At 65.7% G+C, this 10,738-nt stretch carries 11 protein-coding genes; 2 read left to right on the top strand and 9 right to left on the bottom strand.

What is annotated here, in order from left to right:
• Positions 1 to 4 precede the first annotated feature (4 nt).
• Complete coding sequence (locus DKB74_RS10730) at positions 5 to 541, bottom strand: DUF2141 domain-containing protein (protein WP_109808121.1); 537 nt, start codon at positions 539 to 541, stop codon at positions 5 to 7.
• A complete protein-coding gene (locus tag DKB74_RS10725) occupies positions 538 to 1,488 on the bottom strand; it encodes a hypothetical protein (RefSeq protein ID WP_239987471.1) in 951 nt (316 codons plus the stop codon). The genes DKB74_RS10730 and DKB74_RS10725 overlap by 4 nt, the downstream gene beginning before the upstream one ends.
• A gap of 187 nt (positions 1,489 to 1,675) precedes the next feature.
• Here DKB74_RS10725 and DKB74_RS10720 point away from each other — a divergent pair, with 187 nt between their 5' ends.
• A complete protein-coding gene (locus tag DKB74_RS10720) occupies positions 1,676 to 2,731 on the top strand; it encodes a glycosyltransferase (RefSeq protein ID WP_109808120.1) in 1,056 nt (351 codons plus the stop codon).
• Here DKB74_RS10720 and DKB74_RS10715 read toward each other — a convergent pair.
• The 7 genes from DKB74_RS10715 to pyrE all read right to left on the bottom strand — a co-directional run bounded on the left by DKB74_RS10715 (position 2,716) and on the right by pyrE (position 9,489).
• Positions 2,716 to 4,782, bottom strand: a complete 2,067-nt coding sequence (locus DKB74_RS10715; RefSeq protein WP_109808119.1) for a TonB-dependent receptor — start codon at positions 4,780 to 4,782, stop codon at positions 2,716 to 2,718. The two genes, DKB74_RS10720 and DKB74_RS10715, sit on opposite strands and share 16 nt — an antisense overlap.
• Complete coding sequence (maiA, locus tag DKB74_RS10710) at positions 4,779 to 5,408, bottom strand: maleylacetoacetate isomerase (protein ID WP_109808118.1); 630 nt, start codon at positions 5,406 to 5,408, stop codon at positions 4,779 to 4,781. The genes DKB74_RS10715 and maiA overlap by 4 nt, the downstream gene beginning before the upstream one ends.
• Positions 5,409 to 5,536: 128 nt before the next feature.
• Complete coding sequence (locus tag DKB74_RS10705) at positions 5,537 to 6,649, bottom strand: AI-2E family transporter (RefSeq protein ID WP_109808117.1); 1,113 nt, start codon at positions 6,647 to 6,649, stop codon at positions 5,537 to 5,539.
• Positions 6,646 to 7,608: a signal peptidase I gene (lepB, locus tag DKB74_RS10700; protein ID WP_109808116.1), complete on the bottom strand. Its 963-nt coding sequence runs from the start codon at positions 7,606 to 7,608 to the stop codon at positions 6,646 to 6,648. The genes DKB74_RS10705 and lepB overlap by 4 nt, the downstream gene beginning before the upstream one ends.
• A 3-nt stretch (positions 7,609 to 7,611) precedes the next feature.
• On the bottom strand, positions 7,612 to 8,022 hold the full coding sequence (gene acpS, locus DKB74_RS10695) for a holo-ACP synthase (protein WP_109808115.1): 411 nt from the start codon (positions 8,020 to 8,022) through the stop codon (positions 7,612 to 7,614).
• A gap of 147 nt (positions 8,023 to 8,169) precedes the next feature.
• A complete protein-coding gene (locus DKB74_RS10690) occupies positions 8,170 to 8,898 on the bottom strand; it encodes a pyridoxine 5'-phosphate synthase (RefSeq protein WP_109808114.1) in 729 nt (242 codons plus the stop codon).
• A gap of 6 nt (positions 8,899 to 8,904) precedes the next feature.
• A complete protein-coding gene (gene pyrE, locus DKB74_RS10685; protein ID WP_109808113.1) occupies positions 8,905 to 9,489 on the bottom strand; it encodes an orotate phosphoribosyltransferase in 585 nt (194 codons plus the stop codon).
• A gap of 177 nt (positions 9,490 to 9,666) precedes the next feature.
• On the opposite strand from pyrE, the gene coxB reads away from it, so the two are divergent.
• Positions 9,667 to 10,737 (top strand): cytochrome c oxidase subunit II, encoded by a 1,071-nt coding sequence (gene coxB / locus DKB74_RS10680; protein ID WP_109808112.1) that lies wholly within the window; start codon positions 9,667 to 9,669, stop codon positions 10,735 to 10,737.
• Position 10,738: the final 1 nt, after the last annotated feature.

Below are 10,738 nucleotides of genomic sequence, written 5' to 3'. Positions count from 1 at the left end.
CCGCTCATTCGATCGGGCGGAAGCCGGCGACCCCGCGCAGATATTGCGCGCGGATCGTGACGTTGGTCACGCCCGAACCGACCGTCACCAGCGCCTGTTCCAGACGCGGGCGGCTGCGGCCCAGATTGCCCGGACGCGCAAAACCCGCGCCGTCGCGCCAGAAATTGAACTTGTTCTTGCCGTCGCGGTCATGCGTGAAGAACAGGGCATAGGTGCCGGGGCGCGGCGCCTTGATGCACATCACGACATTGCCCGATCCGGGCGTGTTCGCCCAGATTCGGCGGAAGAACTTGCCTTCGGAAACAAGGTCGCGATCATCCTTCAGGAAATCGCTCTCGTTGCCGGGGTAAAGTTCAAGCTTGAGCCGCCCGGTGCGGTCGCGCAGGCCGGTGATCGTGGCGCGAATCGCCGGGCCCTGCCCATTGGCACAGGCCGAAGCATCGTCGCCCAATATGCCACTGCCCTGCGCGGCGGCAGGCAGAGGCGCAGCCATGGTCAGCGCGCCAAACACCGCCACGGTCAGCAAGTTGGTGGTCTTCATGTTTCCTTCCTCAAAACCGAATAGAGGCTGAAGCAGCCGATAAGCAGAGCATGCAACAGCAGAGATAGCGCTGCGGTGAACGCGAGCAGCTCCGATATCGCATCTCCTCTACCAATCATCATGATCGCAAATGCGGCGAAAACCGTTTCCTTCTGAGGCAGGAAGGGCAGGCGCGACACCAGCAGCCGCCCGGCAACAAGAATCAGCCACATTCCCACCGACACCGCCGGAAGCGCGAAATACCATGCAAAGGCGAGCGTCACCGAACCCGATATGATGCGCGAACATTGCATCCCGAAGACCCACCAGAGCGTTCGCACCGGCAGCGAAAAGACCCGCCGCGAGAAAATGAGGAACGGCAGCGTCATGATGATGATCGCCCCCACCGCGAGCAGCACCGTATGCTGATCCTCGGGTTTGAGCAGCTTGATGCCGAGCGGCAGCACGATCAACAGCATCGTCAGCGTCACGGCATGGCCGGCCATCGCCGACATGATGGTGACGTCCTTCACTGCGCCAAAGGGCGCCGCGACCATCTTCGTCCGCTGCCGCGCCCAGGCATAGAAATAGGCTTCGCCCGAATAGCCGATCAGCGTTTCGTTGGAGATGCGCTTCTTGTGCAGCGCGACCATGCCCGACAGCGGGATTTTCCATAATTTGCGGAAAATGAACCAGTCGAAGGTCGGCGGGATCAGATAGGCGGTCAGGAAGAAGAACCAGAAGCCGACGCTGCGCGGAATCACGCGCGACAGCCCGGCCAGACCGCTGTCCAGCAGCTCGCGACCCACCGCCACGATCATCAGGACAGATAGGATCGCGCCCAGAATCGTCGGCCAGCGACGCCGGATCCGCTGGATCGGCTCAAGCCCCGTTACATCGGCTGGTTCGGATTGCGTATCGACCGTGCCCCCGGCAGCGGGAGCATCCAGTCCGGATCGGGTTGCCAAATCGCTCTCGCTGTCGTTCACAAGGCTGTTCGTAATACTCAAAATGAGCGGCTTACGCTCTCCCGGCGACGACGCTCCACTACACTCGGCTTCCCGAGATCGGGTCTGTTGGCGTGATGATTTGGCGATTATAAGGCCGATCCGCAAGTCCATGCACGAATCCACCCCTCCCATAGCGGCGCATGTCATGACGCTCGCCCAAAGCTTTCGCGGCGGCGGAGTCGAACGCGCGATGCTGCGCATGGCAAGCGGATGGGTTGCGGCGGGGCGCCGCGTCACGCTGATCCTGGGCAGCCGGGAAGGGCCGCTGGCGCAGGAAATGCCGGACGGACTATCCGTGATCGAATTGGGCGACACCGCGTATCGCGCGCTGATGGCGATGCCGACACTGGCGCGCGACCATCGCCCCGACCTGATCTTCATCCCCGGCAATCATTATACCGGCGTGGCGGCATGGACACGATTGCGGATGGGCAGCAACGCGCCGCCGATCGTCGCCAAGGTTTCGAACAGCCTGGTCCGGTCGGATATGCATGGCATCGGCGCCTGGGGCTATCGGCGGTGGCTGCGCAGCCATCCGCGCTTTTGCGACCATATTGTCGCGATGACCCGGGCGACCGCTGCCGAAGCAGTGCGCGAGATGCGGATTGCCCCGCAACGCGTTTCCGTCATTCCCAATCCCCCGGCGCTGCCGCGCGCGGACGCCGTTCCCGTGGCGCTGCCGGCCGGACGCTACCTGCTCGGCGTCGGGCGGCTCGAGCCCCAGAAACGCTGGGAGCGGCTGATCGAAGCCTTTGCGCGGCTGGATATGCCCGACCTGTCGCTGCTGCTGCTCGGCGAAGGCAGCGCGCGCGGCGCGCTCGAAGCACAGGTGGCACAGCTGCGCATCGCGGATCGCGTGATGCTGCCCGGCTATGCCGCCGATCCCATCCCCGCGATGCGCGGCGCGGCGCTGGTGGCGCTGACGTCCGATTTCGAAGGAGTTCCCGGCGCCGTGAACGAAGCGCTGGCGCTCGGCACGCCGGTGGTGGCGACCGAATCGAGCGTTTCGATTCGCGAACTGATCGCGCCCGAAAGCGGCAGCATCGTGCCGCCGGGCGACGGCGATGCGCTGGTTGCTGCGCTCGAACGCTGGCTTGCGCCCGGTGCGCCCCGCCCGGCGCCGCGCCAGGCCGGGGCGATCGATTCGACCGCGGCCTATCTGGCGCTGTTCGACGCGCTGATGGCTCAGCGGGGGCGGTAGCGCAGGCCGATCCACAAGCTGCGCGGGCTGGCGCGTTCTATCACATCCGAAATTCCCGCCTCGACGCGCGTGTCGAACAGATTTTCGCCGCGCAGATCGAGCGAAAGCCCCGCCGCGATCGGCACGCGCAGCACGGCATCGACCGTGACCGCGCCGTTCAGCCGCGCCAGATTCTGATCGTCGTCGAACCGCGGACCGGCATAACGCAGCGTCACCGCGCCGCCCGCTTCGCCCGGCCACCAGCCGAGGCTCGCCGAAACGCTGTGCCGCGCCGTCTGGGCGGGCCGCAATCCGTCGAGCGCCGCCGCGACGCCCGATGCGCGTACGCGCGCGTCGGTCCATGCCCAGCTCGCCGAAAGCGCCCATGGCCCCTGCCGCCAGCGCGCATCGACTTCGGCGCCATGCGATTCGATGGCATCCAGATTGCGCCGCTGACGATAAACCCCCGCCGCCGAAACGAAACCGACCCCGGGAAAGCTGCCCGGGCCGTTCGCCAGCGTCACATTGGCAACGGCATTGTCGAGTCGGTTCCAATAGCCGGTGGCCGACAGCGTCAGCCCGGGGGCCGGTCGCCAGTCTATCCCGGCCTCGCCACCCCATAGCCGTTCGGGCGTCAGTTCGGCATTGGCCGCCGTCGCATCCGCGCCGACGCGATAGGGGCGATAAAGTTCGTTGAGCGTCGGCAGGCGCCAGCCGCGATAGCCCGCGCTGCGCAGCGTGAGTGCCGGTGCCGCTTCCAGCGCAGCCCCGATCCGGCCGGTCGCTTCCCATCCGGTGCGCGGCGCGAACCGGGCATCGGTAAGCGCCGGACCGCCGATCAGCGGCTGTTCGATCAGCCGACCCTGGCCGATCCGCCAATGGTCGATACGCCCGCTGGCATTCAGCGTGACCGCACCGTCGCGATAACTGAGGTCGGCAAAGCCGCCCATGGTCAGGCTGTGTCCGCCCGCTTCGCGCCGCCGGGTCGGATCGCCGGCAACGAAGATATAGCGTTCCTGCGTTTCGCCTTCGACATGGCGCAGGTCCGCGCCGATCCGCAGCGTCAGCGCATCGCCCGTCGGCGGTTGCGCTTCGATGCGCGCGCCGATCCCGGTCGACGGGACATTATACTGGTCCAGCGCGGGCGTGGCTGTGTCGCGCGCGTCGCTGACGCTGGCAAAGCCGCTCGCCAGAGTGCGGGTCTGAAGATAGCCGAGCGCCGACCATTGCCATGCCCCTCGCCCGACCAGCCGGATGCTGGCGTCCACGCCTTCGCTCTTCACATCGGTAAAATCGACGCCGCGATTGCGCCGGTCGGTGAAACCCGAAAGATTGGCCTGCAATTCGGTAACGCCGCTGAGCGGTGCCACGGCGCGAAGCGCGAGACTCGCCTGTTCATAGGGCGCGGCATGGTCCACCGGGCCGCGATCCTGTGCCACCACCGGCGCGAATCCGTCGCTGCGCCCATATTGCCCCGCCAGCGTGACGAAACCACCACCGCGCGGCGTGATCGCGGCAGTGGCGACGGCGTCGATACTGTCGCGACTGCCATAGCGCAGCCCCGCGCCGAACGGGCCGAGCAGTTCGGGCCCGGCGCTGGTCATCGCGATCGTTCCCGCCAGTGCACCCGGTCCGGCAACGCCGCTGCCGCCGCCGCGCGTCACGCGCACGCTCGCCATCCGCTCGGGCAGATAGGCGGGAAACGCCACCCATCCGCCGAACGGGTCCGCCTGTGGCACGCCGTCGAGCGTCAGCAGCGTGCGGCTCGATGCATTGCCGCCCAGCCCGCGCAACGTCACGCCCTGGCTGGTCGGATGCGCCGAACGCGAATCGGACCGGCGGAACGCAGCGATACCCGCGACATCGCCGAGCAGATCTTCCATCCGCCCGCTCGCGCTGTTCATCAGGCGGTCGCGATCGATCTCCACGGTCGCATAGACGTCGTCGCCCGGGGACGGGTCCAGCCCCTCGCCGGTCACGACGATTTCGGGCGACGCCTGTTGCGCGAGCGCCGGCATCGCCGCCAGCAGCGCAGTCGCGGCGGCAGCGCCCTGCAACAGCGGCTTCGTCATTCCGCCGGTTTCACCTTGTCCGGATGCGCGGCGGCAAATGCCGGGATCGCCTGTGCCTGCGCATCGATCGCGACCAGTCGCGGATAGGCGTCCAGCGGGCATTCGAACCGGCGCGCATTATAGAGCTGGGGTATCAGGAACAGATCGGCAATGCCCGGCGCGTCGCCGCCCAGAAAGCGACCCTCGCCCGCCATTGCCTCCAGCGCGGCCAGCCCTTCGGCGGTCCAGTGACGATACCATTGGTTGCGCGCATCGCCATCGGCGCCGAGCGTGTCGCGCAAGTGGTTGAGCACGCGCAGATTGTTGAGCGGGTGCACGTCCATCCCCACCACCATCGCCTGCGACAGTGCCTGTGCACGCGCCAGCGGATCGGCCGGGATCAGCCGCGGTTCGGGGAAGCGCGCGTCGAGCCAGTCGATGATTGCCAGCGATTGGGTGAGCACCGCGCCCTCGCCCGTGTCGAGCGCGGGCACCAGCCCCTGGGGATTGCGTGCCAGATGGTCGGCCGAACGCTGCTCGCCATTGATCAGGGATATGGGCGCGCTGTCATAGGCGACGCGCTTCAGATTGAGCGCGATCCGCACGCGATAGCATGCGGACGAACGGAAATAATCGTAGAGCAGCATCTCTCTGTGGCTTCCTTTCCTCGCGGCGGAGGGCGGCGGCCTTGTCCGGCCGTCCGCAATTCGGGCAATCGATTCGGTATAAACGAATCCTGTCCGATATGGCTATGCGTCTCCGCCGCGTGCGGACGCTAGCCCGGCGATGGTTCGGCCTCGACGGTTTCGGGACTGTCGCCATCATCCTCGCTCCCGCCATCGCGTGCGGCGAGTTCCGATTCGCGTTCGAGCAGCACTTTCACCATCGCCAGCATCGGATCGGCCAGCGCCAGGCCCAGGACGCCGAACAACGTGCTCGCCAGAATCTGCGAAGCGAGAGTCAGTGCGGGGGGAAGGTCGACGGTGCGCCGCGCCACCATGGGAATAACGACATAGCCGTCGAAATTCTGGACCCCGAAATAGATGATGATCGCCCAGAACCCTTCGGCATTGCCGACCGAAAATCCCGCCGCGACCATCAACACGCCGCTGATGAACGCGCCGATATTGGGAATGAAGGCGAGCGTACCGGTGATGATGCCGAGCAAAAGCGCCATCGGCACGCCGGCGATCGACAGCAACAGCCAGGTGATGATGCCTTCGAACGCCATTCCGGCAAGCCGCCCGGCGAGCAACCGCCGCATCGTCACTGCCATCGCGTTCACCGTCACCGCGAAATCGTCGCGCGCGGACAGCGGCACCATCCATTGCAGCCCGCGCTCGTAAATACGCGGTTCCAATGCCACGAACAGGCCGAGGATCATGATCATCAACAGCGCCGCGAACGCGCCGATTACCGATCCGACCACCGACGTGACCTTGCCGATCGAGCCCACCACCTGTTGCGCCAGGCTGAATATGCCCGACCGTTCCTGAAGCAGCCCCATGTCGGTCGCCCATTGCGCGACATGCTGGGCCTGAACCATCAGCGTTTCACGCAGCTGTTCGGCCTGCTGCGCGATTTCCATCCCGGCGTGATAGAAAGTGCCCGCGACGAACGCGATCACCAGCAGCACGACGATCATGATCCGCACCTGACGCGGCAGCGGCAGCACCTTGCCCAGCAGACGCGCGCCGCCGTCGAGCATCGATGCCACCACCAGCCCGCCGAAAATGATCAGCAGCGGCTGAATCAGCAGCACCACCAGCGCCACTGCGATCGCCAGCCCGAACCAGACCGATGCGCGCTTCAATTCCGCGCGCACCATCGGATCGCGCATCTCGTTGGGGCCCGGTTCGGGATAGACGGGGATGCGATCCCGGCTCATTGCTTGCCGGAGCTCGGATGCAGCGTCTTGCCCGCGCGGCCGGAGCGGAACGCGCCGAGCCAGGTCGCCGGATTCCAGCTTTCGCTGCCATTGAGCGAGAAGGTGATGAATTCGGCGCGGCCGCCGATATTCTCCCACGGCACCGGGCCGCCCAGGCCGCCATCGGCGACCGGAAAGCGGCTGTCGGCGCTATTGTCGCGATTATCGCCCATCAGGAACACATGCCCTTCCGGAATGTGGATCGGCCCGAAATCATCCGCCACGGTACGCCCCAGATCGACCGTTTCATAGGAACGGCCATTGGGCAGGGTTTCGCGATAGATGGGCAGGCGGCAATAAAGCTGGCCATCGGCACCCTCGATCCGGCGGCCGGGATATTGGCCCCGGTCGCAGCGGCTATTCGCATCGACCGGAATCAGTTTCGGCCCCTCGGCAGTGCGCTGAATGGGCTTGCCATCGATATAGACGGTGCCGCCGCGCCCCTCGATCGTTTCGCCGGGCAGGCCGATGACGCGCTTGATATAGTCGGTTTCCTTCCCCGGCGGGGTCAGGATGACGACATCGCCGCGCTCGGGCATCCTCCCGAACAACCGTCCATGGATGAACGGCAATATGTGAAAGGTCGGGGAGACGAACGAATAGCCATAGGGATATTTGGTGACGATCAGGCGATCGCCGACCAACAGGCCGGGCAGCATCGATTCGGACGGGATATAGAAAGGCTTGGCAATCAGCGTGTGAAAGCCGAGCACGGCGATCACCAGCCAGAACAGCCCCTTGATTTCGCCCCACCAATCGGTGCGATGGGGCGGGTCGCCATCGTCGCTGCCTGCGCCGGCATCAACAGCGGCATCGGCATCGGCAACGGCATCCCCGTCATGCACGGGCGCGTCGGCACCGTCGCCGGGCCGCGCATCGACCGGCTGCTCGCGTTCCAGTGCCAGATCGTCCGACGCCATTCTCTACCCTTCTGCCCGCGCCACCGCTTCGATCATCACCAGCGCGAACGCCCAGGGGTGATCGTCGGTCAGCGTCAGGTGTATTCGCGCCTCGTGACCCTCGGGCACCAGCGCGTCAAGCCGCGCCTTGGCGCCTCCGCTCAGCGCCAGCGTAGGTGCGCCCGACCGCGCATTGACCACGCCGATATCCTTCATGAACACGCCGGCCCGAAATCCCGTACCCACGGCCTTGGAGAACGCCTCCTTGGCGGCGAAGCGCTTTGCCAGCGTCCCCGGCTTGGTAAAGGGACGCCGGTTCGCCTTTGCTAGCTCGGTTTCGGTAAACACGCGGTTTTCGAACCGCGCACCGAACCGCTGCAGCGACGACTCGATTCGCTCGATATTACAAAGGTCTGAGCCAAGGCCGATGATCATGAAAGCTCGTTAGCGAAGGGATAGGGCGGCAATAAGGACATGAAACGCGCGATAGTTCCGAAATGCTCCGGATCGGGACTCAGCCCCCCAGCGCCATCGAAGCGGATCCCGCCGCGTGGCGCCGGAAGCCGAAGCCGGGCGCGCGTTTCACCGCGCCGCATCCATCAGTGCACGCATCCGCTGCACCACCGGGGCGAGCCCGTCGAAAATCGCCTCGCCGATCAGGAAATGGCCGATATTGAGCTCGGCGAGCTGCGGAATCGCGGCGATCGGCACGACATTGTCGAAGGTCAGGCCATGGCCGGCATGGACCTCGATTCCGTTTTTCGCCGCCAGCGCCGCGGCATCGGCCAGTCGCTTGAGCTCGACGGCACAATCCTCGCCTTCCAGTTCGGCATAGCGGCCGGTGTGCAATTCGACGACCGGCGCGCGCAGGCGAATCGCCGCGTCGATCTGCGCGGCATCGGGTTCGATGAACAGCGACACGCGGCTGCCATTTTCGCGCAGCGCCGCGACGATCGGCGTCAGATGATCGATCTGCCCGGCGGCATCGAGCCCGCCCTCGGTCGTCCGCTCCTCGCGCTTTTCGGGGACGATGCACACCGCATGCGGGCGATGGCGCAGCGCAATGGCGAGCATTTCGTCGGTCGCCGCCATTTCCAGGTTGAGCGGAATCGGCAGCCCCGCCGACAGTCGTTCGATATCGCCATCGGTAATATGCCGGCGATCCTCGCGCAGATGCGCGGTGATGCCGTCTGCCCCCGCTTCGGCGGCCAGCAGCGCCGCGCGCACCGGATCGGGATAGCCGCTGCCGCGCGCATTCCGCACGGTCGCGACATGATCGATATTGACGCCGAGGCGCAATGGTCCGCTCATCGGCGCTTACCCGGCAAGGGCGCGGCTGCCCGGCTTCACCGCCGGGATCGCCGCGAGTTCGGGCGGCAGCTTGTCGGCCTCATATGCCGGCACATCCATCCTGAGCAGCGAAACCAGCGGCACGCCGATATCGGCCTTGCCGTTCGACCGGTCGACGATGCACGCCGCACCGAGCAGTTCGCCCGGATGTTTGCGAATCGCGGCGATGCATTCGCGTGAGGAAAGGCCGGTGGTGACGATATCCTCTACCATCACGATCCGCGCGCCCTTCGGAATCTCGAATCCGCGCCGCAACTGGAACTCGCCATCCTCGCGCTCGACGAACACGGCCCTGCAGCCGAGCCCGCGCGCAGTTTCATAGCCGGGGATGATTCCGCCGATCGCGGGAGAGACGACCATATCGACCTCGCCGAACGACTCGCGAATCGCCTGTGCCAGCGCGCCGCACACGCGACCGGTGCGCGCCGGGTCTTCGAAAATGCGCATCTTCTGAAGAAATATCGGCGAGCGCAGGCCCGAGGACAGGATGAAATGCCCTTCCAGCAAGGCTCCCGCATCGCGGAACTCCGCCAGAATTTCGTCGCCTGTCATGCCATTCCTTCCCTGATCGAAGCCGCACTTCCTCTAAGACGGCACTTGACGCGCCGCAACCACCGCCGAAAAGACCCCGATCATACGCTTGAGACATCGGGATTCGGCGCGTATAGGCCTCGACTGACCGCCTGCGACCGAGAAAACCGGCGCTCCGCAAAAGGGTGACTATTGAAGATGCGCATGCTTGGATTGACTTCGATTGTCCTGGCCGCGAGCCTGGCGCTGGGGAGCGCCGGACACGCCCAGGCTCCGACCGCCGCTCCGGCGACGGAAAGCACAACGGCCGCAAGCGATGCGCCCGCAACCCCGCAGGCCGCTCCGGCCGACCCCACGCTGAATGCCGATGGCACGCAGAAAGTGGCGCCGGTGGCCGGCAAGGGCCAGCCCGTCGCTCGCGCGATCGGCCTGCAGGAACAATATTCGGTCATCGGCGATGACGGCCTGTGGTTCCATAACTGGGTGCTGCTGCCGGTACTGATCCTCATCTCGGTCTTCGTGCTCGTGCTGCTGGGCTGGGTCATCTTCCGCTATCGCCGCGCCGCCAATCCGGTGCCGTCGAAGACGTCGCACAACACCACGATCGAAGTCGTCTGGACGCTGGTCCCGGTGCTGATCCTGCTGGCGATCGCGGTCCCGTCGATCCGCCTGCTTGCCAAGCAATATGAACCCGCACCGGACAATGCCGTCACGCTGAAGGCGATCGGCAACCAGTGGTTCTGGTCCTATGAATATCCCGACAATGGCGACATCAGCTTCTCGTCGAACCTGCTCAAGGAGCGCAATCAGGTCGAAGCCGGCCAGCGCTATCGCACCGACGCAGACGGCCCCCGCCTGCTCGCCACCGACAATCGCGTGGTGCTGCCGGTCAACACGCCGATCCGCCTGATCACCACCGCCAACGACGTGATCCACAGCTGGGCGATCCCGGCTTTCTGGGTCAAGCTCGACGCGGTCCCCGGTCGCCTCAACGAAACCACGTTCGAGATCAAGGAACCGGGCATCTATTACGGCCAGTGTTCTGAACTCTGCGGCGCGCGCCACGGCTTCATGCCGATCACCGTCGAAGCGGTCTCGCCGGAAGAATATGCCGCATGGGTCCGCGCCAAGGGCGGCACCATGCCGGGCGACGAAGCGGCGAGCGAAGCCGCTTCGAACGAAACCGCCGAAGCCAATGCGACCGAAGCCGTCGACGGCAACGCCGCCGAACCGGCCGACAACACCGCAACTCCCGCCGCTGTGGAATAAG

The organism is Stakelama portus (genome assembly GCF_003171655.1).
Classification (GTDB): Bacteria; Pseudomonadota; Alphaproteobacteria; order Sphingomonadales; family Sphingomonadaceae; genus Sphingomonas; species Sphingomonas portus.
This window is presented reverse-complemented; position numbering and strand designations above follow the sequence as displayed.

Bases quoted from the DNA above. Each gene is read 5' to 3' on its own strand.
- DKB74_RS10730 (WP_109808121.1), bottom strand. From the start codon at position 541: ATGAAGACCACCAACTTGCTGACCGTGGCGGTGTTTGGCGCGCTGACC.
- DKB74_RS10720 (WP_109808120.1), top strand. From the start codon at position 1,676: ATGACGCTCGCCCAAAGCTTTCGCGGCGGCGGAGTCGAACGCGCGATG.
- DKB74_RS10715 (WP_109808119.1), bottom strand. From the start codon at position 4,782: ATGACGAAGCCGCTGTTGCAGGGCGCTGCCGCCGCGACTGCGCTGCTG.
- maiA (WP_109808118.1), bottom strand. From the start codon at position 5,408: ATGCTGCTCTACGATTATTTCCGTTCGTCCGCATGCTATCGCGTGCGG.
- DKB74_RS10705 (WP_109808117.1), bottom strand. From the start codon at position 6,649: ATGAGCCGGGATCGCATCCCCGTCTATCCCGAACCGGGCCCCAACGAG.
- lepB (WP_109808116.1), bottom strand. From the start codon at position 7,608: ATGGCGTCGGACGATCTGGCACTGGAACGCGAGCAGCCGGTCGATGCG.
- acpS (WP_109808115.1), bottom strand. From the start codon at position 8,022: ATGATCATCGGCCTTGGCTCAGACCTTTGTAATATCGAGCGAATCGAG.
- DKB74_RS10690 (WP_109808114.1), bottom strand. From the start codon at position 8,898: ATGAGCGGACCATTGCGCCTCGGCGTCAATATCGATCATGTCGCGACC.
- pyrE (WP_109808113.1), bottom strand. From the start codon at position 9,489: ATGACAGGCGACGAAATTCTGGCGGAGTTCCGCGATGCGGGAGCCTTG.
- coxB (WP_109808112.1), top strand. From the start codon at position 9,667: ATGCGCATGCTTGGATTGACTTCGATTGTCCTGGCCGCGAGCCTGGCG.